Here is a 26,656-nt window from a genome sequence, read left to right as displayed (position 1 = left end):
CGGCTTTGAAGCACGTGAACATATTTGCGGAGTATACGTGATAAAAAAACGAACTATCTGCTGAAGAATGGGTGTTTGTAGCATATAATTCTCCTAAAAAATGATTTTAAGATATTTTATATGCTGGTAAAGACCCCAAAACACCTTGACCGAATAGACAGGAATATTCTGGTTCAGTTACAGAAAAACGGGCGTATATCAAACGTCGAACTTGCTAAAGAAGTGGGATTAAGCCCCAGCCCTTGTCTTGAGAGAGTTAAGAGGCTGGAGACTCAGGGCTATATAAAAGGATATCATGCTGTGGTTGACCCAGAAAAGCTCGGCGCAGCTATGCTTGTGTTCGTAGAGATTACGTTAACGAAAACATCGGTAGATATCTTTGCAGAATTTTCTGCTGCGGTAAAACTGCATGACGATATACAAGAATGTCACCTGGTGTCCGGAGATTTTGACTTCCTTCTTAAAGCACGCGTTGCAGATATGGGAAGTTATAGGAAATTATTAGGTGATACTTTATTGCGCTTGCCCGGAGTAAGTGAGTCGCGGACGTACGTTGTGATGGAAGAAGTAAAAAGTACATCGTCGCTGCGCATTAATTTGAAGTAATGAAAGCGTGGCTCAATAGCGTGGTTTTGTGGTAGGCTGTGCAAAAATACAGTGTTTGTGTTTTACCAAAGGATTAACAGCACGCTAAAGCACAGGGTAGGGGATGGGTGTATTAATTCAGTTGTGCGCTCAGTAACTTACCAAAAAGTAAATCAATAATAATTATGTAGGAATAGCAAAGAGTTCGCTAAGCTCTTTGTTGCGGTTAGTACTGCGGTTACCGCATAGCGTAAAAAGCTATCTGCGGTAATACATGCGATGGAAATTGAAGGTTTTTTAGGGTTATGGCGCGATTAACAGGGGTTCAGCGAGTGTGGGAAGCAGGTATGATTATCGCCTGTGTTTTCGCCTTCTTCTTATTGCTGGCACTAGCATCTTTTCATCCAGGAGACCCAGGTTGGAGTCAGGCTGGATTACAACTCGACGTTCACAACTGGGTTGGAGCAACAGGGGCATGGGTCGCTGATCTTCTGCTATTCTCATTTGGTTTTTTAGCGTATTTGCTGCCTTTCGGCTCCGCCTTCTTAGGGTGGTTTCTATTCCAACACATTAAAGAACTCGATGAATTCGATTACCTTACTATTGGATTAAGAATTATCGGTGGGCTGTTGATGGCCCTCGGTGCAACGGGCATCGCCAGTATAAATTTTGACGACATTTACAACTTTTCAGCCGGCGGATTTGTTGGCGACGTAATTAGTTCAGCGCTAGTGCCTTACTTCAATACCGCTGGCACAATTTTGCTACTTCTTTGTTTCTTCTGTACGGGCTTTACCTTACTAACGGGTATTAGCTGGCTCACTATTATCGACAGGTTAGGTGAAGGTACGCTGTGGTTAGGACGTAAGACCCTTTCAGCGCCTCAGAGTTTGTTAGCACTCGAAATGCCGCGACTAGCCCTAGCTAACAAATCGTCTAATCAAAGTGGCGACGAAGGTGCAGAGCTAGATATTACCAGTATGCGCGCTGAACCTTTGGCTTCTACTGCACAGACAAAACCATCACAGACACAGAAAACTACGCCATCACGCAGTGAGCCTACCTTTGGCATTGACGATGTAGATGATGAGCCGCCGTTTTATACCTATGACGGAGACAAGTCTGTTCAATCTAATCCCAACGATACTGTCAACGCCGAGGAAGACGATGCGACATCAAGTGCAGATGTAGATGCAGCTGAGACGAAAAAGTCGTCGTTCTCATTGTCAGGTATGCGTAGTGCGGTTACTGGTAGCTTTAAAGACAAAGTGGGTTTGGGTAAATCGAGCCAAGATGACTCAGTTCAGTCAGAAGATGATAGCAGTCAACATGAGCATAAACACCAAGCGCAGCAAAGTCCGCATATTAACTTTGACGACTTAGAAGAGTTTGATGAAGACTTGCCTTACGAAACTGGAAGCAAGCCAATAACTTCTGCAAATAACAGCGCGCCACCTGTTGAAGGTAGCGAACCAAATACGGAAACGCTACAGTCGCAAACTGTTGAAACTCAGGGAGCGAGTCAAGGTGCTAACCAAGCATTTACGCCTGCTGCACTAGGTGCCAAACCTGTGAAGGCGAGGGCAGGTGAGTTAGACCCTGATTTACCACCTATGCCGTCCTTTGATTTACTTGAACGTGCCGACAAACATGAAAACCCGCTTACGCCAGAAGAGATTGAAGGTATTTCTCGTTTGGTAGAGGAAAAACTGGCTGACTTTAACATTGAAGCGACGGTGGTTGGCGTGTTCCCAGGCCCTGTTATTACCCGGTTTGAGCTTGATTTAGCACCTGGGGTAAAAGTGAGCAAGATCTCAGGACTGTCGAAAGACTTAGCCCGCGCTATGTCAGCTATCTCGGTGCGTGTAGTGGAAGTTATTCCGGGTAAGTCAGTAATTGGCTTAGAACTGCCGAATAAAAAACGTGAAATGGTGCGGCTGAGCGAAGTTATTAGCTGCGATACTTTTCAGTCTAATAAATCACCATTAACCATGGTGTTGGGCGCTGATATTTCAGGTCAGCCAGTGGTGGTCGATCTAGCCAAAATGCCTCACCTTTTGGTTGCGGGTACTACAGGTTCAGGTAAATCTGTAGGTGTGAACGTTATGATTCTTAGTTTGCTTTATAAGAGCACGCCAGAAGATGTTCGCATGATCATGATTGACCCGAAAATGCTTGAGCTTTCCGTTTATGAAGGCATACCTCACTTGCTTGCTGAAGTGGTTACCGACATGAAAGAAGCCGCCAATGCCCTTCGTTGGTGCGTGGGTGAGATGGAGCGTCGTTATCGTCTAATGAGCGCTCTTGGCGTGCGTAACCTAAAAGGCTATAACGCGAAAGTAGAAGAAGCTATTGCTAATGGCACACCAATAAAGGACCCACTGTGGAAGAATGAAGAAAGTATGGATGCTGAAGCGCCTGACTTAGCCAAGCTTCCTGCTATCGTGGTAGTGGTCGATGAATTTGCCGACATGATGATGATAGTGGGCAAAAAAGTGGAAGAGCTTATCGCACGTATCGCACAGAAAGCACGTGCTGCGGGCATCCATCTTATCCTTGCCACACAGCGTCCATCTGTAGATGTTATTACAGGTCTGATCAAGGCCAACATTCCAACCCGTTGTGCATTCCAAGTTTCTAGTAAAATAGACTCAAGAACCATTCTAGACCAACAAGGCGCAGAAACTTTGCTAGGGATGGGTGACATGCTTTATCTGCCTCCTGGTAGCCCTGTGCCAACCCGTGTTCACGGTGCATTTGTGGATGATCACGAAGTACATGCTGTAGTTGCAGACTGGCAGAAACGTGGTGAGCCTGAATACATTGATGAGATCCTGAATGGCGAAGCGACGGCTGAAGTCTTACTGCCAGGCGAACAGCCTGAGGGTGAGGATCAAGAATTTGATGCCTTCTATGATGAAGCCGTGGCGTTTGTTACTGAAACACGTCGAGCTAGTGTGTCGAGTGTGCAGCGTAAGTTTAGAATTGGTTACAATCGGGCCGCGCGCTTGGTTGAACAAATGGAAATGAGTGGTGTCGTAAGTGCACAGGGGCATAACGGGAACCGTGAGGTTCTTGCACCGCCGCCCCACAAAGAATAACGAATGGATTGAATAAATGAATAAAGCAGTTTCGGTTTATTTTGTGAGTGCATTGGTAACGGCAGGTACAGCAATGACTGCTGCTAACGCTGCGGTAGAATTAGATACAACAGGTTCAAATATAGGCAAGAACAATGCTCACGAGGTTGTCAGTGCTCATGACGCTATTCAGGCTAATGCCACAGTAAACACTAGTCAGCCTAAAACTTCATCGCTTATCAAAGATTCTGCGAGTACTTCACTGCAGGCTTTGTTAAGTAATATGAAGCAGTTTCGTGCAAGCTTTGCGCAGACAGTAGTCGATGCACAGCAAAATGTCGTTCACGAAGCACAAGGCACGCTGACCATGACCCGCCCTAATAAGCTTCTCTGGGAAACAACGTTTCCTGATGAAACCCTTTTGGTTGCCGATGGCGAAGCGGTTTGGAATGTGGATACCTTCGTAGAGCAGGTAACAGTCCTATCTCAAGACAATGCGATTAAAGATAACCCTATTGTTTTGCTTACATCGACAGATGAAGCAACGTGGTCAAAGTTCTCTATCAGTCAATTAAATAGCGGTTCATCGGCTGTAACACCTGAAAATGGCGCGGCAGACAACATCAATGGTGGTAGCGCAACAAAAAGCTACCAAATCACGCCTAAAGAACAGGGCGGCCAAATCGCTACGCTTACATTAACTTTTAACCAAGACAGTGAACTCGCTTCGCTTAATATGCTCGATGCACAACAGCAAATCAGCACTTTGGTGTTCAGTAATATTGAAACGCGTTTTCCAGTGCCCGCTGATACGTTCTTAGTTGATATTCCAGACAGCTTCATAATTGATGACCAGCGTTAATCAAGATTTCGCGCCCCTCGCAGCGCGAATGCGCCCGGTCACCATAGAGCAGTACAGCGGTCAAGAACACTTACTTGGCGAAGGTAAGCCTCTTCGTAAAATGTTAGAGGCGGGTCACTGTCATTCTATGATTTTGTGGGGGCCGCCCGGTACCGGTAAAACTACCCTTGCTGAACTCATTGCTCAATACACCAACGCATCTGTATTGCGTATTTCTGCGGTTACCTCTGGGGTAAAAGACATCAGAGCCGCCATGGATACGGCTGAAGAAAACGCCCGTTATAACCAGCGAACCTTGTTGTTTGTAGACGAAGTACATCGATTCAACAAAAGTCAGCAGGACGCGTTTCTTCCATTTGTTGAGTCTGGCGTTGTTACCTTTATTGGCGCAACGACAGAGAATCCCTCGTTCGAATTAAATAAAGCGCTTTTATCTCGTGTACGTGTTTATGTGCTAAAGACACTCGAACACGAAGCACTGTCAGAATTGATTGATAGAGCGCTGAGCGATACTGAAAAAGGTCTGGGTGACAGAGCCCTTGGTATTGAAGAAACAGCCAGAAACGCGCTTATTGATTTAAGTGGCGGCGACGCACGTCGTCTTCTCACCTATTTAGAGCTTGCTGCCGACTTCACCGGAGCAAACGAAATAACCGTAAGCGATGTTGAGCATGCGGTAGGCGAAAAAGTTGCTAGTTACGACAACAAAGGCGACACCTTCTACGACCTAATCTCCGCGTTTCATAAATCTGTTAGAGGCTCAGATCCAGACGCAGCCCTTTACTGGTACGCAAGAATTCTTGATGGCGGGGGAGATGCGCTGTATGTAGGAAGACGTTTACTTGCTATCGCGTCTGAAGACATTGGTAATGCCGACCCAAGGGCGATGCAGCTCTGTATTAATGCCTGGGACACGTTTCACCGAGTAGGACCTGCAGAGGGCGAGCGCGCTATTGCTCAAGCTGCGGTATATTGTGCATTAGCTGCAAAAAGTAACGCGGTATATATGGCGTTTAACGAAGCAAAAGTATTGGCGCGTAAAACCTCTGATGCACCTGTTCCCATGCATTTACGCAATGCGCCTACGTCGCTTATGAAAGAGCTCGGTCATGGCGATGGTTACCGCTATGCTCACACTGAGCCGAACGCGTTTGCCGCGGGTGAGTCTTACTTTCCGGAAAGCCTTACCGGAACTCGCTTGTATAACCCTAATGAACGCGGTTTAGAGAAAGCTTTGAAAGCCAAGCGTGAATTTCTCGATTCACTTAATGCGAGAAGTAACAATAAAAGGTAAAGTTGCAGACATGTAACTCAACTAGTTCAGATTATATGAATTAGTTAATAAAAAAATGCGCTAGGGAGTTTTCGTGCCTCAAGGGTTAGCTTTGTATTGTTTTATTGCCGCTGGCGGTGCGACCGGCGCCTGTTTACGCTATTTTGTTACCACAAGTGTTGATTCCTTATTTGGAAAACACATGCCGTTTGGTACACTAACGGTGAATGTGGTCGGGTCGTTTGCACTCGCATTACTGTACGGTTTTATCGAACGTCATGATTTAAGCGACTCTCCTTACCGAGCGCTTATCGGTGTAGGGCTATTAGGTGCCTTTACTACATTCTCAACATTTTCCGTTGAAACCTTAACTTTATTAGAAAACGGGTTGTGGCTTAAAGCCGCAGCAAATGTATTTCTTAACGTTGGCGCTTGCCTAATAGCAGGTTGGCTAGCCATTCAATTGATGAAAGGATAATTAGAAACACATGTTAGATCCAAAGTGTTTGCGAAGCGATATAGAACAAACAGCTAAGCGATTAGCTGCCCGTGGTTTTAACCTCGATGTAGCAGCTTTCAGTTCGCTTGAAGAAAAAAGAAAAACACTTCAGTCCAGAACACAGGATCTGCAAAACGAGCGTAACGTACGAAGTAAATCCATTGGTAAAGCAAAAGCGCAGGGCGAAGATATTGCACCGCTATTGGCTGAAGTGGGTAAGCTTGGTGACGAGCTTGACGCCGCTAAAGCGGAACTTAGCGAACTGTTGGAAGAAATTAACACCCTTACGCAAGGCATTCCTAATTTGCCACACGAGTCTGTACCAGCGGGTAAAGACGAAGATGACAATGTTGAGATTTCTCGATGGGGCGAACCACGCACGTTTGATTTTGAAGTTAAAGATCATGTTGATGTGGCTGAAGGCTTAAACAACGGCTTAGATTTCGCTACCGCAAGTAAGCTTACGGGAAGCCGCTTTGTAGTGATGCGCGGCGATATTGCTCGCCTAAATCGTGCAATTGCTCAGTTCATGCTAGATACCCATACACAAGAACATGGCTACCAAGAGATGTATGTGCCTTACTTGGTTAACGCTGACAGCCTTTATGGCACGGGTCAGTTGCCTAAATTTGGTGAAGACCTATTTCACACCAAGCCAGCAACTGAAGAAGGACAGGGGCTTAGCCTAATTCCAACTGCAGAAGTTCCGCTAACTAATATCGCACGCGATGAAATATTAGATGTGAAAACGTTGCCTGTGAAAATGACAGCGCATACGCCTTGCTTCCGCTCAGAGGCTGGTTCGTACGGTCGAGATACCCGTGGACTTATTCGTCAGCATCAGTTCGATAAGGTAGAACTTGTACAGTTAGTTAAGCCAGAAGAGAGCTTTGACGCGCTAGAAGCACTTACAGGACACGCAGAAGTTATTCTTCAAAAGCTAGAATTACCGTACCGCAAAGTGTTGCTTTGTACTGGTGATATGGGCTTTGGTGCATGTAAAACTTACGATCTTGAAGTATGGCTGCCTGCGCAAAATACCTATCGTGAAATTTCTTCATGTTCAAACATGTTGGATTTCCAAGCACGACGCATGCAGGCTAGGTTCCGTAACCCAGAAACGAATAAAACTGAACTTCTTCACACATTGAATGGTTCTGGTTTAGCGGTAGGGCGTACGCTTGTTGCTATTTTAGAGAACAATCAGCAGGCAGATGGAAGCGTTACGATTCCAAAGGCGCTTGTGCCTTACATGGCAGGCCAAGAGGTTATCAAAGCGACTAGCGTGTAAAGTACTGAAGCTTTAAGGATTAGTTTTATTTAGTTAAGCGATAACTACTGCACAAAGCGAATTTAAATGAAAATCCGGCATCCGAAAGGTGTCGGATTTTTTTATTAGTAAACCTGATTAGCATAAAGTATTACTGAGAATACTGTGATGAGAGAATGGGGTAGTTGTTTAGTATGTAATGAATAGCTAATATTTAAATGGGCTCATAATCAGTCTTTTGGTTGTGAAAAAGATGTTTCAAATTGTAAACATGTTGCAAGGGTTAAGAATTTATTCTTTATTTTTCATTGAGATAAGCTCACCGAAGATAGGTCTTTACCTGTCTTTACACTTCTTTACATACCCCCTACTTTTGGCTAATGTTTCGGTTGACGCAAGTTATTGAAAAATCGTATTTCATATCGCGTTTAGGAAAAGTTACATATCAATAAATATTGATGTTTGAGGATAAGGGAAATGTCCTTCTTGGAATTTCTCTTTCCCTTACATGAAATTCCAGGGAACACACATGTTTAAAAAAAACCTCATTACCAGGACGTTGCGAAATGCAGCGTTAGTTGGTCTTGTAGGCTCACTTGCCTATCCTGTCTTAGCTCAAGAAACTCCAGTTGATGAAGAATCTGTTGAAAAAATCAAAGTAACTGGCTCGCGTATTAAGCGAACAGAGCTTTCTACGCCCGCGCCAATAGTTTCTGTGAGCGCAGAAGAAATTAAGCGCTTCGGTACGCCTGACTTAGGTAGTATTCTTGCTGAACTTCCCGCGATAGCCGCAGGCTCTACTCTAATTGGTAACAACAATAGCAATGCTAACGCTGGACTAAGCTCGCCAGATCTACGCTCTCTTGGTGAAAATAGAACACTTACTCTTGTGAATGGTAAACGACACGTAGCAGGTTCACCGTTTTCTAATGCGGTAGACACAGGTTCTATACCTGCCGCTATGATTGAGCGAATTGAAGTAATTACTGGTGGCGCGTCAGCTATTTATGGTTCTGATGCTGTATCAGGGGTTATCAACGTTATCCTTAGAGACGACTATGAGGGCCTTGAGTTCAGATTTGATGGCACCACTGACCTAGAAGGTGTTGGAAATAGAACCAATAATTTTAGTGCATTATACGGTCACACTACCGATGATGGAAAAGGCAATATCACCTTTTTCGCTGAAAAAAATAACATTAACCAAGTTATGGAGCCTGACCTTCAACAGGCCGCTGCATGGGGTACTATTGTAAACCCTCTAGATACTGGTGAAAACGATGGTATTGCAGATAGACTACGCGTTCCATTTGTTGGTTCAGAAATGATTAACCAGTTTGGCGTAATTAATCCATTTGGTGGTGGTCCTCGGATTACATTTATGCCAGACGGTTCGCCGATGGATCAAGTAAGTCGCTTGGAAAATAATAGCTTCGCTTTTGGTAGTTTCGATCAACGTTACGATTCTGTTTTCTTCGGCGAAGATTACGTTAACTACATTCCTGATCAAGAAACAGTTACCTTAGCAAGTACGTTCCGCTATGACATCACAGACAACATTCGCTTTTATGGTGACGTCAAACACGTAGATAAGAAAATTGAGCAGCAATTCCAGCCGTCTTTCCGTTTTGGTGGAATTTTCGTTGATGTAGAAGATAATGCATTCTTAGATGAGTCTACTCGCTCACGCCTTCTTGATGGCGGTCAATCAGTGGTTGAAATGTCGCGTTTCTTCACCGATATTGGTAACCGAACAGCGTCTAACGATCGTGAGCTGTTTCGCTTCATCGGTGGCTTTGAAGGGTACTTTACTCTGAGTGATACTGATTTCGACTACGATGTTTACTACACTCGCGGCGAAGTATCGAATGTACGTCGTACGCTAAATGATTTAATTCCTACAAATTTCCTGGCTGCGCTTGATTCGGTCATTGATCCTGAAACAGGGCAAGCGGCGTGCCGCAGCCAAGTTCCAGCGCTTCAGGGGGAAGACTATGAAGACCCAGCGTTAGTAAACCCTGAAAACTGTGCACCGTTTAATCCATTTGGTTTTGGTCAAGCAAGTGCAGCATCTGCCGACTTTATAGCTGGTGATGTTCAACGAGAAGATGAAATCACTCAAGAGATGGTTGGTGGAACACTTTCGTTCGATTCAGGTCAGTGGTTCGAACTTCCTGGTGGGCCATTAGGTATTGCGTTAGGTTATGAATATCGTGAAGAAGACGTTGAGACAACGACCGATGAATTAACAAAACAAGGGGTCTTTACTAACGCTGCTACGCCAGACTCCTTTGGTGGCTATGATGTGAGTGAGTTCTTTGTTGAGCTTCGCTTACCTCTTCTTAGTGACGTTATGCTGGCTAAGGAACTATCATTAGATGCGGCATATCGCACAGCGGACTATTCACACGCGGGTAATGCAGATGCGTGGCAAGTTGGCTTTATGTGGGCTCCAATTGAAGATGTGCGAATCCGCGGTACCGTAGGTGAAGCTGTTCGTGCTCCTAATGTTGACGAGGCATTTTCTCCTCAATCGCCAGGCTTTGCAAACATCAATGACCCATGTGACGCCGACAATATTAACGATGATCCAGATCGCGCCGCAAATTGTCTAGCACTGGGTATTCCTGCTGGTTTTGAAGCAAATGATAACGTAAGTATCGAGACAGTCTCAGGCGGTAATCCTGACCTTTTCTCTGAAGGCAGTGAGTCGAGAACGATAGGCATTGTATGGACACCGGAGTTCTTAGAAAACTTCTCTGTCACGGTTGATTTCTATGACATTGAGATTGAAGATGCGATCACTGAAGTCGGTGCACAAGATATTCTCGATAACTGTGTGGATGCTTCAGGTGGTCCTGATGCAGGGTTCTGCTCTCAGATTGACCGCGACGAAAATAACGATGTTGAAGTTGTACGCTCTGGCTTTATTAATGCCTCTGCACTTAAAACATCGGGTGTTGAGTTTCAGATCCGATACACTACTGAGCTTAGCGATTTAGGTCTACCGGGTGAGCTTCGCTTAAACCTTCAAGGGAACAAAGTTAACGAACTTGAAGAATACGCTTTCCAAGACCGTCCAGATGAGATTAACGTAGAAGTGGGCGAAGTTGGCGACCCTGAGTATCAATTCAGAACCATCGTTGACTACCGTATTGATGAGTGGAATTTCAACTATACGAGCCGCTTTATTGACCGTTCTGCGCTATTTGACGTTTCACCTGGTGCAGATTCACCTGAAGACGTGTCTCCAGCGTTTGTTGGAAGTATTTGGACTCATGACTTCAGCATTGAATATACCTACAACGAAAATGTTGATGTATATGTGGGTTTAAGAAATGCATTCAATAAAGTACCACCTGGCTACACGTTCGATCCGCTTTACGACCTACTTGGTCGCAGGTTGAATGCAGGTATTACTGTTCGCTTCGAATAAGCGTTAACTAAAACGATGAGCTATCACGTGAACGTGGTGGCTCTTTTTTGTGTTACTTCCCTTATAATTTCTGTACCTTGAAGCGAGTACAAACTCATAGGCTTTCTTACATGTGCGGATTTATACAGCGTATTACTGACTCACCTGACGTTATTGCGCTACTTGAAGAAGTCGGGCTTACACAAACCATTCCGCTTTTTGTCAATGAATCTTCCACAAGCAATGTTATTAACTTTTATCCTGCGTTTGGACATGTGCCTGAACGACAAATTACCAATTTAATTGTATCTGGTGATAGCACCATCGATGCTACATGGTGGTTTGATGCTAAGCCCGTTGGCGACACGTTAGAGGTTGGCAACAGAACCACATTCAATGCCCGTAATTTAGAAAGCCCTTATTGGAGCAAGTTCATTCGTGAACGACGCGCTGTGGTTGTCGCAACTGCAGTAGGGGAGTCAAACCCGCTTGGTAAAGGAAAAGCGCACTATTTAATGAAACCGGCTACTGGTGCATTGTTAATTGGCGCGGTATACCGGCGGTTTAGTAATGGCCTATTTTCCTGTGCAGTAGTGACGCGCCCACCCGTAGAGGGGTTTAGTCAGTATCATGAAAAATCCATTCCTTGCTTTCTTCCACATAATGCACATGCGATAAATGCGTGGTTAGCAGCTGACACACAAGGCTCAATGAACAATGAGGTAGAATATATTTTGAATAATCCTCGTGTTTATACCGATCTTGAAGTCACGCGAGTAAAGACGTTTAAAAGCGCCGAGGCAATTGGTGAGGTTAATGTGTTAAAAGCTGACGAAAACCGCTAGCTTTAACTGCTAAGTGAGCAAAGGAAGGCGGCTATAAAAACAGCCGCCTGTGATAATCTAACTACTAAATAACGTTTTATTTAAGGTAGGAAAGCAAGGTTTCTTCGTCCGCGCCTAAAACATTCTTTTTCACTTCTTTGTCGACGACGTCTGAACATTGAGATGACATTCCGCTTCTCAATTTACCAAGAAATCCAGGCCCACTAATAATATCTATCGAGCCCAACGCACCTCGTTTACGCTCTCCATCTAGCCAGTCAGCAATGTCACTAGCAAATCGTTCATCTTCGAGTTCTGCAGCATCTTTTCGATTCATGCTATCAACGCCTGGTACTTGCGAAGCGGGAGCCGATTGTCTGCCGGGTTTATCTGTATAAATGTCTTGGTCACTCGCGCCACTAAACTCGTTATGCCACTTTTTTACTTCAACAAGTGCACTTCCGTGGTTGGTATAGGTGTAAGCTGTGGCGTCGTCGTGGTTGGCCACAATTACGTAGTGTTTTTGAACTGTCATACAGCCTCCTATGTCCATTTATGTAAAACATTCACGTTTATGGTGTTCGGTAAAAGGCAAGTATGAAAAATATGCCTGAAACCCGAGATAAAACGCCAATGTAGGAGGGGAGTTGCAATATCAACACCAAGGCTAAAACAGTTAACAATAGGGTGGCTCTTCTGATAGCTACCTTAAATCGGGTTTCAACCCGTGAAGCAAATCAACAAGTGCTTGTAGCAGAAGGCTAGCCGGGGGCGCTAGCACTTTAAATATAATGTGCGATCGCCTTTATAAGCATTTCGCAGGTTTAGGTAATCCTGCCAGTTTGGTGGCTTGCTTAGCCGGGCCTTTTTTAAAGAGTCGCTGCAGGTAGCGGCTATTACCTTTTTCTGGCCCAAACTTATTGGCCATAGCTTTCACCAAAGCACGAATCGCTGGGCTGGTTTCGTACTCTTCATAGAATGCACGTAAGAAGCGCACTACTTCCCAGTGGGCTTCGGTTAAATCAATGTTCTCTTCTTGCGCCAGCAACTCAACCATATCTTCTTCCCAAAGGGTATAGTCGAGTAAATACCCGGCTTTGTCTGTAGGGATCGCTTGCCCTTTATAATTGAAGCTATAGGTTTCTTGTGTCATGAAAGTGGTATCCAGTGCTGATTTTTTGCTGATATTGCAGCAAGTTCTTTGTGGGAAATTGGATTAAAATGTTCGGGAAGATTTGCGCCCCTGGTAACCGCATCTGTACTCAAGAACGACAGGTTTAGCGTTGATTTGTCTTTTACCGTGCTTTTTACCGTATTGGGCAGCTGCTCAAAAAACGCGGTGTTTAATGCAGCGGCATAAACGCCATCACCAACAAATACAACATAAGTAGAAGTCGATTGCTCATAAGTGGCTTCAATAAGCTGTTTGTATTCAGTACACAAATTTGGCGTTGAAATAGTAATAAGCATTAGAATGTCACCACATGATCTGCGCTTTGGATAAGCGTGACTTTTTCTTCTGGGGTTATCCACTCACAGTCTAACTCATCAACTAAACTGTTATTAGCAAGAACCTGTTCAATATCGTAGGTATCTGCACTTGCTCTACACACAAAGCAATCTTCGATATCGAAAAACGGCATGCTAGCTAAACGTTTGGTGTGATTTTTTAGTCCTTTGGTAGACGCTGCCTTAACAAGCTGCAGTACACCTTGGCTTTCAAAAAGCACTTTAACATCGTGCCCATAGTTTGTTGCAGCAAGCGCAAAATCTAAACCGTCTTGGCTTTTAGCATTGGAAAAAGGGCTTTGCGTAAACCTAATAAGTAGTTGCGCCATTAGAATTGTACCAACCTGTTGCAATCATGGAGCGCAGTGAAGAATTCGCCCAAGCCAGCTTGCTCGAAAGGCGCGGTTAAGTTGGCCTGAGACAACCCATTCTCTTTCGCTTCTAACTCACTAACAATACCTCGCTTAACGGCGGCGGTAATGCATACGAGTAATTTCACGTTGTGTTCAGTCGCTAGAGTCTTCCAGCTATCAAGTACGAACAGCTCGTCACCCGTCTTTAGCATTAAGTTATTAGTGTGGTGTACACCTTCGCTATAAAAGAAAACGTTGTTTATTACATCACCATTATCGATTACACCTTGTGCAAAGGAGAGGGCGCGTAACGCTGTATCGCCTTGAAACGGTGATGATGTGATAAGTACTGAATATTCTGCCATACAAATAAAAACACCCCGGTTAAGGGGTGTTTCTCTTTAAACCTTTAACGCTGTTTTAATCGTCGCCACCAAACGCACCTAGAAGGTGAAGGATAGACGTGAACAAGTTGTATATGTTCAAGTATAGCGAAACTGTTGCACGAATGTAGTTTGTTTCACCACCGTGGATGATACGACTTGTATCAAACAAGATGAAACCTGACATAATAAACACAATCGCTGCACTGATTGCTAAGCTTACCGCTGGAACTGCGAAAAAGATGTTCGCAATAGCAGCTACAAGCACTACAACTAGACCTACTACCAAGAATCCGCCCATAAACGAGAAGTCTTTCTTAGTGGTAAGTGCGTAGCCAGAAAGCGCGAAGAACACAAGGGCTGTTGCACCTAGCGCTTCCATGATCAAGCCTGGGCCCGCAACGCCTAGATAGAAATTAAGCGTGTAACCTAGTGATGCACCCATTAGACCTGTGAATGCAAACACCCAGTAGATACCAGATGCTGAATCAGCTTTTTTCTGAACTACAAATAACGTAATAAAAGCGCCGATAGTCATAACAAGAGACATCATAGGAGAAATGCCTACTGCCATTGCTATACCAGCACAAACCGCACTAAACGCCAGTGTCATCGCAAGCAGCATATAGGTGTTGCGTAGAACCTTGTTCGTCTGCAATACCGATGGTTGAGATGCACTTGAATACATCGAACGTTGATCCATTGTTTCCTCCAACAGGACTTATGATATGACCAAAATGGTACACAATTATTTAGTGTATGTTGTATGGGTTTTAGTTCCCATTTTCAAGTAGTTTCAGATGAAAATGGTGTCAGGTGAATATAAAAACATCTCTTATACGTGCTAAACAGTCTATTTGATTGAAATCTCGGCACTTAGACAACTTTTTTAATTTTTCGCTTTACAGTCATAAAAATATCATTAAGATACGCAGCACTTCAGGAGAGTTGGCAGAGCCCGGTTTAATGCACCTGACTTGAAATCAGACGTGGGGTCAAACCCACCGGGGGTTCGAATCCCTCACTCTCCGCCATATTATGAAAACCCGCACATTGTTGCGGGTTTTTTTATGCCCGTCTTCCACGTTAGACTTTCGTATAAGACCACAGTCGCATTGTTACATTCCATTCACATGTTTAGGCTTGCGCTTTTCTTCGCGCAATCTAAAGGTGTTATGTGTCACAAGAAAGTTCTTCTTATCAAAATCTTCACAAACCGAGCAGTAGTTTTAAATCAAGAGACGAATATTTAAATCACGAACTTCAAATACTTTCTCCAAAACGTTGGCGGTTGAACCTGCCTGGTAAAGACTACCGCGTTGAGTGGGAAGACTTCGTGCCAGGCATGGCGGCGACCATAGGAAAAATCGTTATGGTTGCCGCCGTAGTAGGTGCATTCGCAGCACCGCTAGGGCTATCTCCTGAGTTTGTTATTGAAAACGTGCGCTTTGAATTACTCATTGCAGCAGTCTTGTTCGTTGTTCTGATTTCCGGTTTCCTAAACCCGTCAGCTAATTTAGCAGGTACACACGGCCCCTTACTGCCCTTGGTACCCCTTATTGTTGCATCTGGCGGCCATCCCATGGCGCTCGGTCTGCTCATTGGACTCTTTGGTTTTATCTTAGGAATAACGAAGGGCGGCAGTGTGCTTGCTAGGCTAACCAGTAACGGTGTATGCGGTGGATTGCTGTTGTACTTAGGGTTTATTGGCATTACAGGCCAGGTCAAGAAACTCTTTGCGTGGGCAGAAAGCTTCGATATGGCTTACTTAGCCTTCGTGGTGATCATTGCCACTATTTTAATGTATGCATGGCTAGAGCATATTCAAAAGCGCTGGCTAGCCATTCCGCTTGGTGCGGTGATGGCGGCGGTCATTGCGTTTTCCTTCGGTGCGCCATTTGAGTTCACAACGTCGCCGGGTATGCCTAACTTGAACCCTGCTTATTGGTGGGGGGAAGACACAGGTTGGAAACTAGGTCTGCCAGACTGGTCACATTTCATTGCTGTGCTGCCTTTTGCTGTGCTGGCTGTGTCTATGTGGTCGCCAGATTTCTTGGGTCATCAAGTCTTCCAAAAGCTTAGCTACCCTAAAAAAAGTGAACGAGCGCACATGAATATAGATGACACCATGATTGCTGCATCTAGTCGTCAGGCAGTGGGAAGCCTACTGGGAGGGGGGAATATCTCATCTTCGTGGGGGACCTACATTATTCCGGCTTCAATCGCGCGCAGACCCATACCCGGTGGTGCATTAGTTACTGGCTTTTTATGCGTTGTAGCGGCACTTTGGGGTTACCCCATGGATCTAGCAATTTGGCCGCCAGTGCTTTGCGTAGCGCTTATTGTTGGGGTCTTTCTGCCGCTAATGGAAGCCGGTATGCAAATGACGCGTGAAGGTAAAACGACGCAATCTGCCGCATTGGTGGTGATCTCCTCTGTACTAGTTAATCCAGTATTCGGATGGTCTTTTACTATGCTTTTGGATAATTTGGGGCTCGTTGGGTGCAAAGATAGAGCTGGAGAGCTCGGCAAAGCAGGGCGTTGGCTAATTCCAGGAATTACGTTTTTGGTGTTATGTACCGTTATGGCACTAATTGGTATGTTCCCGGGTGTGCCCGCGATTATGGAAACCTTCAGAATGTGATGAGGGCTTTAGGGTAAGGATACTTCTTTAAAGTTCAATTTACTGAAACCAGATATGCTATTACGCGAACGGCGTCGGAGGTGTTTCTCCACGCCGTTTTTATTTAATTTATTATGCTGATATCACTCATCCACTGAAGTTACGTTTTTACCACATAAATTAAGCGTTACGCGTACCGCGATTTACTTGTCCCAGTAGGGCGTACTTTCAAAATAGCTTGATAAAAAGTCAATGAAAACCCTTAGCTTATTAGAAATGAGCTTACGATGAGGATAGACCGCATACAAAGAGATAGCTTGCGGTACGAAATCGTCCAGTATGGACACGAGTTCCCCGTTTTTGAGCGCTTCACCGGCAATGAAGGTAGGTTGAAGTACATAACCTTCACCCTGCTTTGCTACATTGGTTAGGACTTCTCCATTATTCGCGGTTAGCTTGGGCGTCACAGTCTGGGCATTTGCTTTAAGCGCCGCAATAAGCACTGATTTATCGTTATCATAGTTGACGTAGGAGTACTCAAGATAGTGTTCTGGTTTTAATTCGGCTGGATGTTGCGGTGTGCCATATTTTTCCAGGTAGGCTGGTGAAGCGCACAGGGCCAGCTTTATCGTTGTAATTTTCTTGGCCACCAGCGACGAGTTAGCTAGGTGACCTGCACGTATTGCTACATCAAACCCTTCGTCTATCACATCAATCTTTCTGTCGTTTAGCTGCAAGTTTATCGATACGTGAGGGTGTGCTTGTTGAAACGCACTGAGTGCACTCGCTAAATGTAATGTTGAGAAAGAGACAGGGGCACTTACGTGCAGAACTCCCTTTGCTTCTGTATTGAGCAACCCAAGCTGACTTTCCATATCGGTTACGCTTTCAAGAATATGATTTGCATGTTGCAAACACTGTTGACCAGCCTCGGTTAGGTGAATTTTTCTTGTAGTGCGATTGAATAAACGCGTATCAAGTTGCTTCTCTAATTCGGCAACATACTTGCTTACGAGTTGATTTGACGTGTCTAGCTTTTCTGCAGCTTTTGTAAAACTGCCTTCATTCGCAACAACGCAGAAGGTTTTCAGTAGCGATAATTTATCCATCGTTTAGCCATTCGCCTCTATAAACAACAAATTGTTGGTAATCATTCAATGTTTAACCGCTTTATTCAATAGGTGTTGGTAACTATTCTATATACATCAGGTTAGCGCTGTACCAACTCAATGAAGTCAGGCGGAGCGTTCATCACTTTTTAGATATGACACTTTCAATTACGAGAGACTTTGAGGATTCAACAATGAACAAGCAATTTCTGAAAAACATTTTTACTTCTAACAGCAGTATTTCTAGTTTGGTTTTACGTGTGCCTGTGGGCATTATTCTTACCGCACACGGCGCACAAAAGCTTTTTGCGTGGTTTGGTGGTTATGGACTAGAAGGCACAGGTCAGTGGATGGAAAGCATTGGTTTAGCGCCAGGCTTTTTAATGGCATTGCTGGCCGGCAGCGCTGAGTTTTTTGGCGGGCTAGCGCTTATTATAGGTTTTCTAACACGCCCAGCCGCTTTAGTAAGTGCATTCACAATGGTGATTGCGATTTTTAGTGTACATGCAGCAAACGGTTTATTTATGACTAACAACGGTTACGAGTTTGCACTAACGCTACTTGCTGCAACAGGTGCGCTAGCTATTCAAGGTGGCGGTAAACTTTCAATCGACTCTCTTATTAGTCACAAGCTTAATAAATAGCGGTTGTGAGATTCGACGACTAACGAAACCGGCCCAAATGCGCCGGTTTCAATGGCTATAGAGCCCTTATATCAATCCGCATAGATAATTGCCCACTCATAAGACGCTGGCAAGTTTCCTAGCGAAGCGTGCGAATGCAGGAATGGTATTCTCTACATCTAACAAGGTATGGTTTTATGCAACAGCTAACGCAAACTCGCCCGTCTGTGAGAATTAACACCGCTTATATTTCTCATGGTGGTGGGCCGCTTCCACTTCTTGAAATGCAGTCAGTAGGAGAGGCGAGAACGCCTGCATATCACATTGAAATGATTGAAGCGCTCAAAGCATTATCAACAGATTTACCCAAACCTGATGCAGTCATAGTGATTAGTGCCCATTGGGAAGATACTGAAGTCTGTGTAACTACTCACCCAGAACCTTCCTTGATTTATGACTATTATGGCTTCCCTAAAGAGGCGTATTCCCTTGAATATCCGGCCAAAGGGGAAGTAGCACTTGCAACTTTATTACTAAAGCGTTTAGCAGGACAAGGCATAGCTGTACGGGAGGATAGGGCACGAGGTTTCGATCATGGTATGTTCATTCCCCTAAGTATTATGTATCCCAGTGCCGATGTACCCTGTATTCAACTATCCATTACGTCTGATTTGGATTCTAAAAAGCATGTTCTATTGGGGGAAGCAATTAGGAAAGCTGTTGAACTCGGGGTAGAGCCTGTAAATAGTGAAGCAAAGAACGAAGTGAATATTTTAGTATTGGGCTCGGGGTCTTCTTTTCACAATATGCAGGGCTTTTTTGATAGCTCCGATGATGCAATGCGAAAAGCAACGCGCTTTAATAACTGGCTTCAGACAACTATGCAGACCAGTGCCTACAGCGAGAATGAACGCAAAGCTCGTCTTGTTGAATGGTACAGCGCGCCGGATGCGCGATACGCCCATCCTAGAGAAGAGCACCTTCTTCCACTCCATGTTTGTTATGGCGTTAATAATAGAGCAGCTGATAAAGCTCTGTCTTTAACGCTTCTAACCAAACCTGCAAGCATGTTTATGTGGTGTGATTGACCAGTGCTTCACATTGCCGCGTCAGTGCAACACCTGATTGAAAAACGCCTGCGTTAAACGAGAGCAATTAAATTTTGAACACTTTGATTATCAATTGGTCGTTTGAGTAAAAATGTTAAAATTAGTGCTTTACAGTCCCACATAAATCATTAAGATACGCAACACTTCAGGAGAGTTGGCAGAGCCCGGTTTAATGCACCTGACTTGAAATCAGACGTGGGGTCAAACCCACCGGGGGTTCGAATCCCTCACTCTCCGCCAAATACGAAAAACCCGCACATTGTTGCGGGTTTTTTTATGGGCTAAATTTACGCGCTTTAGTATATGGCTGTAGCCAAGAGTGAAACCTACGCAAAACTATATTGTTCATAGCTAAACGAACATTATCATTTTGGCATCATGAACTGTCTACGTGCATAGAATACCTAATGAGAATTTTTGAGTGAGAACTTCAATCGCTTTTAAAAAACTTCGTTTTAAGTTTTACGTGCATTTATAGTAGGTTAACGCTAATAGTGTTTTTAAATAATGAGAACGCAGGTCATTTTCTACCAAGATGGTTATTATTCTTGCGAAAAGGTGAATATTTCACCAGTTGATTGATTTAATTGAAATTAGTGCTTTACAGCGTCACGTAAATCATTAAGATAAGCGTCACTTCAGGAGAGTTGGCAGAGCCCGGTTTAATGCACCTGACTTGAAATCAGACGTGGGGTCAAACCCACCGGGGGTTCGAATCCCTCACTCTCCGCCAAATACGAAAAACCCGCACATTGTTGCGGGTTTTTTTATGGGTCAAATAAAAACGTGCTGCTAGAACGTTTTCAACCAACCTCGTTACACGTTGTAGTGTCGATACTTATCACCGCATAAAAATCATTATTCTTATCGTTGTACAAATAATTAACTGTAATTCCATGTCGCCTAAAAATTTCTTGCGAGGGTGAAGTGCACACATACGGATAGAGCTTCTTTTGTTGTTCCTCTACAAATTGATTAACGCCTTTGTTTTGAGTCAACGTCATAGAGCGATAGTGATAAGTGATCTCTCCGTCACTGGTTGATAGGCGCTCCATAGTGAGTGTTGGGTTTACAATTAAAGGGGTACTCTTATTGCCTTTTTGAACGGCTTCATTGAGAAGCGCATTAGTATAGTTGTCAGCTGCAGTCGCGGGTGAACCGTACAACGAGAGCAGCGTTACTGCTATGTAAATTACTGATTTCATGTTAAGAAAAATCCTTTTTCGTTTCTGAAGGTGTGAAGGTATAAGCGTATAAGTATGCTGTTTACCGACGCAGCTTATTAGCCAACGTTGAATCGGGCATTTAGTAAGCTAGGTAAACGTAACATGATAACCAACGGTATCTCCATGCTTTTTATGATCACGAGCTTTAAGTTGAACGGTGTTTCACAGCATCATCGCAGGCATAAGTTTGTTATGAAATATTTTCTGATCTCATCCTGTCTGTATCTTGTAATTACAGGACATTCCATAAAAACCTAGTTATGTCGCGCTTTATTCATAAAAGCTTGGTATACATAAAGGGTTAGCAATCAACTGAAATCATTACGGCATTTTAAAGCGCTCTTCTTTTAGTCTTATGGCGCTGGTCCTACGCAGTTGGTAGTAATAACAAAAATCGAGAGGACATTATGCAGGCAATGCCCACACTTAATTTACGGGACGGAACAGTTGAGCAAAAAAGACAGGAAATTAAGGCTTATTTCCTCGATTCCTTTGATACCTACGAATCGCTTTTCTCTTGTCTTGCCAATGATGACGTATTTTATCAACGACCTGAAAAGTTGCGCCATCCGTTAATTTTCTATTTTGGTCATACTGCTACTTTCTTTATCAATAAATTAGTACTGTCTAAGGCAATAAACGAGCGCATTAACCCAAAATTTGAATCGCTATTTGCCATTGGTGTTGATGAAATGAGTTGGGATGATCTTAACGATGAAAATTACGACTGGCCGAAGGTGGAAGAGGTGCGTCAATATCGTAATCAAGTGCGCACATTGGTATGCGATTTAATAGATACCATGTCTTTCAGCATGCCTATTGACTGGGAAAGTCCAATGTGGCCCGTTGTTATGGGAATAGAGCATGAACGTATTCATTTAGAAACCTCATCTGTTCTAATCAGACAGCTACCCATTGCATCGGTACGCCCCAGCCCAGTATGGCCTGCATGTGGCACTATGCAAACTAATGCTGAAGCGTTAGAGGCTAATGTTTTAATGACCGTTCCGGCACAGAAAGTCATAAATGACAAAGCGTGGGACAGTGCTTATTACGGCTGGGACAATGAATATGGTTCTCAGCAAGAATCCGTTAGCGAGTTTAGTGCGTCTAAATTTCTTGTAAGTAATGGTGAGTTTTTATCATTTGTGCAAGAAGGCGGCTATAACAACGCAAAATACTGGGAGGCTGAAGGCAATAAGTGGCGTGAATACACTAAAGCTCAGTATCCTGTATTTTGGATTAAAAAGGGCGATGATTATTTATATCGCAGCATGCTTGAAGAGCATCCACTACCTTTAGATTGGCCTGTGGATGTGAATTATCATGAAGCGAAAGCGTTTTGTAACTACTTGAGTGAAAAAACGGGTGATCTTATTCGTCTGCCGACTGAAAATGAATGGCAAGCGTTACGACAGCAGGCTGGTGTAACACAAACCGTATACAGCGAAGGGTTCAACATAGCGCTGCAAAAGTATGCGTCGAGTGAACCTGTTAATGTTAATAAGTCCGGCGAATTTTATGATGTTGTTGGCAACGTATGGCAATGGACAGAAACACCCATCTATCCATTTGAGGGCTTTAACGTTCATCCTTTATATGACGACTTTACAACACCCACATTCGACAATAAGCATAACCTCATTAAAGGCGGCAGTTGGGTATCTACAGGTAACGAAGCAATGAAAGATAGTCGTTACGCTTTTAGGCGCCACTTCTTTCAGCACGCGGGGTTTCGGTATGTTCAAGGAAAGCGAGTTATAGCAGTGAACGATTTTGATTATGAAAGTGATACACAGGTTTCGCAATACAGTGAATTCCATTACGGCGACGAGTACTACGGTGTCCCTAATTTTGCTAAAGCCAGTGCGCAGTTTTGTATTGACGCTATGCAAGGGCGTCAACACGCTAAAGCGTTAGATTTGGGGTGTGCCGTTGGTCGGTCTACCTTTGAACTTGCAAAATACTTCGATCATGTCGATGGCATCGATTTTTCTGCACGTTTTATAAAAACAGCGTTTGAGATGCAAGAGCGTGGTGAAATACGCTATAACCTTATAGAAGAAGGTGAACTTACGTCGTTTAAGGCGCGCAAGCTCTCTGCGCTCGGTTTAGATGACAGTGTAGACAACGTTGCGTTCGCACAAGGTGATGCGTGTAATTTGAAGCCGCAATTCACAGGCTACGACTTGATCTTCTTAGGCAACCTTATTGATAGAGTGTATAGTCCAAGAAAGGTATTAACGGACATGGCCACGCGGCTAAATAAAGGTGGATTGCTCGTTGTCGCCAGCCCCTTTACATGGTTGGAAGAGTATACCGAAAGAAGTGAATGGTTGGGCGGCTATAAAGATGAAAATGGTGAAACGCTTAGCTCTACTCAGGCGCTTGAAGATGCATTAGGTCATAGCTTTAAACGAATTGCTGAACCTAAAGACATTCCATTTGTCATTCGAGAAACAAAGCGGAAATACCAACATACGCTTTCTGAATTTAACGTGTTTGAAAAGATAGAATAACACGGTGTCTATTAAAGTGTGTGTGTAGCATAAAGTGAGCGCGGTACGCGTGTTTCGCGCTTATAAATATAATAGAATTCAGAAGGCCTTTAGCCAATAGTAAATGCGTAAGGCTATATAGATAGGATAATGTGAAGGTGAGCAACGCGCTAAGCCATCTCCCCGTGTTCAACGCTATGCAAAGCGAGTTTATGCCTTACAAGGATGTATGGCAGGCACCTTCTCACCTGAAACTCGATCAAACCCGTCTTAAATATTCAGCGATATTTCGCCGCTTTCAGGGCGCGTCTTCATCTCAAGCGAACGTTGTCGCGTCTCAGCAAGACCCTATTCCAATGTGGATAGCGGATATGGACATCCCGCCTTGTGATGAAATTCTCAGCGCGATTACACAAAACCTTCGCTCTACTTATGGATATCAGTCCCTTGATATCGGTGACGCGGTAGCAAAACGTTTTGAGCGTACCACGCAAAAAAGTAGTCGCTTTAAAGTAGAAAGTGGCGATGTTGTGGATGTTGCGAGCGTAATAGGAGCAATAGACGTTGCGCTTCACACTTTTTGCCAACCTGGTCAAAAAGTCATGGTTTTAACACCAACCTATTCCCCTTTAACAGAGACCATTCATAATAACGGCTTAACGCCAGTATCTATTCCAGTCATTCAAAACACGCGTCAAATTCAGACTAAGCTTTCTGAAGTTACCGCGACAAAGGATAGCGACAAGAGTCGTCAGGAAGACGTCGAAGGTTCTAACGCAACTATAGATACTTCAGCCTTCGATAGTGCTGCGGCTGCATTCGTGATTTGCCATCCTAATAACCCTACAGGTACAGTATTAAGTGCAGAAGAGCAGCGTGTTATTATGAGCTTCTGCGCCAAGAACGATATTTTAATGATCACTGATGAGGTGCACAGCGAGTTTGCATTTAACTCGTCAAATGAACCAACGCTAATCCCCATGTTTGGTGCAGAGGTAAGCAATAAGAGCGAGAGGCGCAAAGAAAGTCAAAACGGTGGTAACATCCATACTCATCAACTGCCACGCATTATCCACATCAATAGCGTATCCAAGGCGTTTAACCTAGCGAGTATTCCAGGTGCATCGTATGCGGTCATTAAGGATAAAACGATCAGAGAGACGTTTTCCCAAGCTATTAATAGCAGGCACCTGAACGCAAGTAATTTAGGAAAAGTTGCGTTGATTGCCGCCTATGAGAAGGGAAGTACTTGGTTAGACAGCGTAAAAAGTGCGTTGAGCTTCAACCGAAAGCTTGTTGTGCGCTTCTTTGAGCACTATGGTTTATCTGTTAATTATACAATGGGCAGCGCTGGTTATTTCTTGTGGCTAGACCTTTCAACATTCCCTTCGCATTTAACACAGCCGAACAGTATCGCTTCTGTGGATGGAGCTCCTTTAGGTGACGCTTCTCGTCAACCTCTCAAATATTCACCCGTGACCACTGTGGAAAGATGTATTGAGCGAGGCGTGATAGGTAACGACGGCGCGACCTTTGGTTCTCCACACCATATTAGGCTAAATTTAGCCTGTCACCCTGCGGTTGTAGAAACCGCGCTGCAAAGACTGTGCTTTATTTCTTAGCGTAGTAGCTTAACCCGCATCTGTTGACCGATAGTTAGTTTAATTCTAAATATTAGAATAATAAGCTCAAATATATGACATTTTATTCCTATTAAAGAGGATTAAAATGGCCTTATTAAATAATTAGCCCTTGACACATGTTCTACCGCCCAGCGTTACTCCTGTTGGGGAGAAGAGCCAGTGGCGGCTTACGGTTATAAGGAATGCAAGATGATGTATTTGAGAAAAGCGAATGAAAGAGGAAAAGTGAACTTTGGCTGGCTAAAAAGCCAACATAGCTTTTCGTTTGGACATTATTATGATGCAAAACATATGGGGTTTTCAGCGCTACGGGTTATCAATGACGATGTTGTTCAGGCCGGCAGAGGTTTTGAAACCCACGGTCACAGAGATATGGAGATAATTTCATATGTTGTGAGCGGTGCTTTAAAGCACAAAGATAATACCGGTAATGAGTACGTAGTGCCTGCGGGTGACGTGCAAGTAATGAGTGCAGGTAAGGGTATTATGCATTCAGAGTTTAACCCTTCTACTGAAGAGCCTGTTAACTTTCTGCAAATTTGGATTGTGCCCAATGAAAAAGGCGGTACGCCCAGCTATGCGCAAAAAACCTTTGGCACACAGGCGGGTGGAAATAACCATGATTCAAAGCTTGAATTATTAGTAAGTGATGACGGTAGGGAAGGGTCATTACGCATTAAGCAAAATGCGGCAATCAGCCGTTTAACTTTGAAAGCTGGCGAAACATGGGAGCATGGCACTGAAGACCAAAAGGGTTACCTTCATATGATTAGCGGTAATGTACAGGCTGTGGTAGACAGTGAAACGAATGCATTTGAAATAGAGGCAGGCGATGCTTTGGGTATTTACGAGCAAGACATCATTCGTCTGAAAGCCTCAGAGGAAAGTGTGGCCTTGTGGTTTGAATTACCTAAATAGCTGCCTAAAAGTAATCTAGATCAATAATTTAGTTTCAAATTGTGTATCTCTACTTCACGAATTCTTATCTCGTGGTATGATGACTTGGATAAGGTTAAAGGCTGGTAATACTTCTCATTAATGAGCATTATCAGCCTTTATTCCAGTTGTATGTAAAACTGAAGTCAGTGAGATACTAGAGTGATAAAAATAATCCTAGCAGATGACCATGATTTGGTCAGAACAGGGATACGCCGGATTCTGGAAGACGTAGACGATTTTACTATTCTCGCAGAAGCGAAGAACGGTGAAGACGCGGTACTTTTGTGCCGAAAAAACGCGCCAGATGTGGTACTCATGGACGTGAATATGCCCGGTATTGGTGGACTGGAGGCGACAAAGAAAATTGTTCGTATGTCTGAAAATACGCGTGTTATTTGTGTTTCAATGCACAAGGAAAGTCCTATTCCAATGCAAGTTATGGACGCAGGCGCATACGGTTTTCTGACAAAAGATGCAGAGCCAGACGAAGTAATACGCGCTATCCATAAAGTTGCGGCAGGACAAAAGTATGTTGATCAAGAAGTGGCCAATAGCATCGCCATCGGTAAGTTATTGCCTAGTTCGGATAATCCGTTTGACGAGCTATCGAGTAGAGAACTTACAATAGCAATGCGATTAACCGAAGGTCACAAAGTGCCGGATATAGCCCGAGAACTCAGTATTAACTCAAAAACGGTTAATACTTACCGTTACCGAATGTTTCAAAAGTTAGGCGTAAATTCTGATGTAGAGCTAACGCACTTGGCCTATCGTCATAAGCTTATCAATCCTAACACCTTTTAAGCGTCACTAGACGCGCAACGTCAAAGTGA

The 26,656-nt window shown here is 44.0% G+C and carries 23 protein-coding genes and 3 tRNA genes; 18 read left to right on the top strand and 8 right to left on the bottom strand.

Going from position 1 to position 26,656, the window contains the following annotated elements; translation table 11 throughout:
- Positions 1-120: 120 nt before the first annotated feature.
- From lrp to AC0J2X_RS08955, 8 genes are all read left to right on the top strand, one after another.
- The gene (lrp, locus tag AC0J2X_RS08990) at positions 121-606 is read left to right on the top strand and encodes a leucine-responsive transcriptional regulator Lrp (RefSeq protein WP_283627546.1); all 486 of its coding nucleotides are present in this window, start codon (positions 121-123) and stop codon (positions 604-606) included.
- A 284-nt stretch (positions 607-890) separates the two neighbouring features.
- On the top strand, positions 891-3,686 hold the full coding sequence (locus AC0J2X_RS08985) for a DNA translocase FtsK (protein ID WP_061485934.1): 2,796 nt from the start codon (positions 891-893) through the stop codon (positions 3,684-3,686).
- Positions 3,687-3,702: 16 nt separating this feature from the next.
- Complete coding sequence (lolA, locus tag AC0J2X_RS08980; RefSeq protein ID WP_472995959.1) at positions 3,703-4,527, top strand: outer membrane lipoprotein periplasmic chaperone LolA; 825 nt, start codon at positions 3,703-3,705, stop codon at positions 4,525-4,527.
- Complete coding sequence (locus AC0J2X_RS08975; RefSeq protein WP_472995958.1) at positions 4,514-5,821, top strand: replication-associated recombination protein A; 1,308 nt, start codon at positions 4,514-4,516, stop codon at positions 5,819-5,821. Before lolA ends, AC0J2X_RS08975 begins: the two co-directional genes overlap by 14 nt.
- A 73-nt stretch (positions 5,822-5,894) precedes the next feature.
- Entirely contained in the window at positions 5,895-6,278 is a 384-nt protein-coding gene (crcB, locus tag AC0J2X_RS08970; RefSeq protein WP_014949631.1) for a fluoride efflux transporter CrcB, read from the top strand.
- A gap of 10 nt (positions 6,279-6,288) precedes the next feature.
- Positions 6,289-7,590, top strand: a complete 1,302-nt coding sequence (serS, locus tag AC0J2X_RS08965; RefSeq protein ID WP_338851406.1) for a serine--tRNA ligase — start codon at positions 6,289-6,291, stop codon at positions 7,588-7,590.
- Positions 7,591-8,098: 508 nt separating this feature from the next.
- Positions 8,099-11,005, top strand: coding sequence for a TonB-dependent receptor plug domain-containing protein (locus AC0J2X_RS08960; protein ID WP_061485930.1), 2,907 nt, complete (start codon positions 8,099-8,101; stop codon positions 11,003-11,005).
- Between the two features lie 110 nt (positions 11,006-11,115).
- The gene (locus AC0J2X_RS08955; protein WP_472995957.1) at positions 11,116-11,829 is read left to right on the top strand and encodes an SOS response-associated peptidase family protein; all 714 of its coding nucleotides are present in this window, start codon (positions 11,116-11,118) and stop codon (positions 11,827-11,829) included.
- A 76-nt stretch (positions 11,830-11,905) separates the two neighbouring features.
- Here AC0J2X_RS08955 and AC0J2X_RS08950 read toward each other — a convergent pair whose 3' ends face one another.
- From AC0J2X_RS08950 to AC0J2X_RS08925, 6 genes are all read right to left on the bottom strand, one after another.
- On the bottom strand, positions 11,906-12,343 hold the full coding sequence (locus AC0J2X_RS08950; RefSeq protein WP_014979395.1) for a host attachment protein: 438 nt from the start codon (positions 12,341-12,343) through the stop codon (positions 11,906-11,908).
- 270 nt (positions 12,344-12,613) lie between these two features.
- On the bottom strand, positions 12,614-12,961 hold the full coding sequence (locus AC0J2X_RS08945; RefSeq protein ID WP_472995956.1) for a TusE/DsrC/DsvC family sulfur relay protein: 348 nt from the start codon (positions 12,959-12,961) through the stop codon (positions 12,614-12,616).
- Positions 12,958-13,278, bottom strand: coding sequence for a hypothetical protein (locus AC0J2X_RS08940; RefSeq protein ID WP_472995955.1), 321 nt, complete (start codon positions 13,276-13,278; stop codon positions 12,958-12,960). Before AC0J2X_RS08940 ends, AC0J2X_RS08945 begins: the two co-directional genes overlap by 4 nt.
- A complete protein-coding gene (locus AC0J2X_RS08935; RefSeq protein WP_202942829.1) occupies positions 13,278-13,646 on the bottom strand; it encodes a DsrE family protein in 369 nt (122 codons plus the stop codon). Before AC0J2X_RS08935 ends, AC0J2X_RS08940 begins: the two co-directional genes overlap by 1 nt.
- The gene (gene tusD / locus AC0J2X_RS08930) at positions 13,646-14,035 is read right to left on the bottom strand and encodes a sulfurtransferase complex subunit TusD (protein WP_014976653.1); all 390 of its coding nucleotides are present in this window, start codon (positions 14,033-14,035) and stop codon (positions 13,646-13,648) included. The genes AC0J2X_RS08935 and tusD overlap by 1 nt, the downstream gene beginning before the upstream one ends.
- 55 nt (positions 14,036-14,090) lie before the next feature.
- Positions 14,091-14,756 carry a Bax inhibitor-1/YccA family protein gene (locus AC0J2X_RS08925; protein WP_014949619.1) on the bottom strand — a complete coding sequence of 222 codons (666 nt, stop codon included), beginning with the start codon at positions 14,754-14,756 and terminating at the stop codon, positions 14,091-14,093.
- A 239-nt stretch (positions 14,757-14,995) separates the two neighbouring features.
- Between AC0J2X_RS08925 and AC0J2X_RS08920 the strand changes: the two genes are divergently transcribed.
- Positions 14,996-15,087: transfer RNA gene (locus AC0J2X_RS08920), tRNA-Ser, on the top strand.
- 143 nt (positions 15,088-15,230) lie between these two features.
- Positions 15,231-16,697, top strand: coding sequence for a DUF3360 family protein (locus AC0J2X_RS08915; protein WP_014949618.1), 1,467 nt, complete (start codon positions 15,231-15,233; stop codon positions 16,695-16,697).
- Between the two features lie 182 nt (positions 16,698-16,879).
- On the opposite strand, the gene AC0J2X_RS08910 is transcribed toward AC0J2X_RS08915, so the two are convergent.
- On the bottom strand, positions 16,880-17,785 hold the full coding sequence (locus AC0J2X_RS08910; RefSeq protein ID WP_075177980.1) for a LysR family transcriptional regulator: 906 nt from the start codon (positions 17,783-17,785) through the stop codon (positions 16,880-16,882).
- Positions 17,786-17,979: 194 nt separating this feature from the next.
- On the opposite strand from AC0J2X_RS08910, the gene AC0J2X_RS08905 reads away from it, so the two are divergent.
- The 4 genes from AC0J2X_RS08905 to AC0J2X_RS08890 all read left to right on the top strand — a co-directional run bounded on the left by AC0J2X_RS08905 (position 17,980) and on the right by AC0J2X_RS08890 (position 20,250).
- Complete coding sequence (locus AC0J2X_RS08905; protein ID WP_014949616.1) at positions 17,980-18,429, top strand: DoxX family protein; 450 nt, start codon at positions 17,980-17,982, stop codon at positions 18,427-18,429.
- A 176-nt stretch (positions 18,430-18,605) separates the two neighbouring features.
- Positions 18,606-19,496, top strand: coding sequence for a DODA-type extradiol aromatic ring-opening family dioxygenase (locus AC0J2X_RS08900; protein ID WP_423088324.1), 891 nt, complete (start codon positions 18,606-18,608; stop codon positions 19,494-19,496).
- Between the two features lie 169 nt (positions 19,497-19,665).
- A tRNA-Ser gene (locus AC0J2X_RS08895) sits at positions 19,666-19,757 on the top strand.
- 401 nt (positions 19,758-20,158) lie between these two features.
- A tRNA-Ser gene (locus AC0J2X_RS08890) sits at positions 20,159-20,250 on the top strand.
- 70 nt (positions 20,251-20,320) lie between these two features.
- Here AC0J2X_RS08890 and AC0J2X_RS08885 read toward each other — a convergent pair.
- A complete protein-coding gene (locus AC0J2X_RS08885; RefSeq protein ID WP_069944394.1) occupies positions 20,321-20,722 on the bottom strand; it encodes a hypothetical protein in 402 nt (133 codons plus the stop codon).
- 428 nt (positions 20,723-21,150) lie between these two features.
- Here AC0J2X_RS08885 and ovoA point away from each other — a divergent pair, with 428 nt between their 5' ends.
- The 4 genes from ovoA (at position 21,151) to uvrY (ending at position 26,627) form a co-directional block, all read left to right on the top strand.
- The gene (ovoA, locus tag AC0J2X_RS08880; protein ID WP_041693498.1) at positions 21,151-23,262 is read left to right on the top strand and encodes a 5-histidylcysteine sulfoxide synthase; all 2,112 of its coding nucleotides are present in this window, start codon (positions 21,151-21,153) and stop codon (positions 23,260-23,262) included.
- A 137-nt stretch (positions 23,263-23,399) separates the two neighbouring features.
- Complete coding sequence (locus AC0J2X_RS08875; protein WP_472995954.1) at positions 23,400-24,863, top strand: aminotransferase class I/II-fold pyridoxal phosphate-dependent enzyme; 1,464 nt, start codon at positions 23,400-23,402, stop codon at positions 24,861-24,863.
- Between the two features lie 210 nt (positions 24,864-25,073).
- Positions 25,074-25,802: a pirin family protein gene (locus AC0J2X_RS08870; protein ID WP_156078395.1), complete on the top strand. Its 729-nt coding sequence runs from the start codon at positions 25,074-25,076 to the stop codon at positions 25,800-25,802.
- A 180-nt stretch (positions 25,803-25,982) separates the two neighbouring features.
- The gene (gene uvrY / locus AC0J2X_RS08865; RefSeq protein ID WP_014949610.1) at positions 25,983-26,627 is read left to right on the top strand and encodes a UvrY/SirA/GacA family response regulator transcription factor; all 645 of its coding nucleotides are present in this window, start codon (positions 25,983-25,985) and stop codon (positions 26,625-26,627) included.
- Positions 26,628-26,656 lie beyond the last annotated feature (29 nt).

It is taken from the genome of Alteromonas sp. R7 (assembly GCF_055755235.1).
The sequence above is the reverse complement of the archived record's forward strand: the minus strand, read 5'-3'. Positions and strand labels throughout refer to the sequence as shown.

Coding starts and splice junctions, on each gene's coding strand:
- AC0J2X_RS08900 (WP_423088324.1), top strand. CDS start 18,606: ATGCAACAGCTAACGCAAACTCGCCCGTCTGTGAGAATTAACACCGCT.
- AC0J2X_RS08945 (WP_472995956.1), bottom strand. CDS start 12,961: ATGACACAAGAAACCTATAGCTTCAATTATAAAGGGCAAGCGATCCCT.
- AC0J2X_RS08985 (WP_061485934.1), top strand. CDS start 891: ATGGCGCGATTAACAGGGGTTCAGCGAGTGTGGGAAGCAGGTATGATT.
- ovoA (WP_041693498.1), top strand. CDS start 21,151: ATGCAGGCAATGCCCACACTTAATTTACGGGACGGAACAGTTGAGCAA.
- tusD (WP_014976653.1), bottom strand. CDS start 14,035: ATGGCAGAATATTCAGTACTTATCACATCATCACCGTTTCAAGGCGAT.
- AC0J2X_RS08940 (WP_472995955.1), bottom strand. CDS start 13,278: ATGCTTATTACTATTTCAACGCCAAATTTGTGTACTGAATACAAACAG.
- AC0J2X_RS08935 (WP_202942829.1), bottom strand. CDS start 13,646: ATGGCGCAACTACTTATTAGGTTTACGCAAAGCCCTTTTTCCAATGCT.
- lolA (WP_472995959.1), top strand. CDS start 3,703: ATGAATAAAGCAGTTTCGGTTTATTTTGTGAGTGCATTGGTAACGGCA.
- serS (WP_338851406.1), top strand. CDS start 6,289: ATGTTAGATCCAAAGTGTTTGCGAAGCGATATAGAACAAACAGCTAAG.
- AC0J2X_RS08905 (WP_014949616.1), top strand. CDS start 17,980: ATGAACAAGCAATTTCTGAAAAACATTTTTACTTCTAACAGCAGTATT.
- AC0J2X_RS08925 (WP_014949619.1), bottom strand. CDS start 14,756: ATGGATCAACGTTCGATGTATTCAAGTGCATCTCAACCATCGGTATTG.
- AC0J2X_RS08960 (WP_061485930.1), top strand. CDS start 8,099: ATGTTTAAAAAAAACCTCATTACCAGGACGTTGCGAAATGCAGCGTTA.
- AC0J2X_RS08955 (WP_472995957.1), top strand. CDS start 11,116: ATGTGCGGATTTATACAGCGTATTACTGACTCACCTGACGTTATTGCG.
- AC0J2X_RS08975 (WP_472995958.1), top strand. CDS start 4,514: ATGACCAGCGTTAATCAAGATTTCGCGCCCCTCGCAGCGCGAATGCGC.
- AC0J2X_RS08910 (WP_075177980.1), bottom strand. CDS start 17,785: ATGGATAAATTATCGCTACTGAAAACCTTCTGCGTTGTTGCGAATGAA.
- lrp (WP_283627546.1), top strand. CDS start 121: ATGCTGGTAAAGACCCCAAAACACCTTGACCGAATAGACAGGAATATT.
- AC0J2X_RS08885 (WP_069944394.1), bottom strand. CDS start 20,722: ATGAAATCAGTAATTTACATAGCAGTAACGCTGCTCTCGTTGTACGGT.
- AC0J2X_RS08950 (WP_014979395.1), bottom strand. CDS start 12,343: ATGACAGTTCAAAAACACTACGTAATTGTGGCCAACCACGACGACGCC.
- AC0J2X_RS08870 (WP_156078395.1), top strand. CDS start 25,074: ATGATGTATTTGAGAAAAGCGAATGAAAGAGGAAAAGTGAACTTTGGC.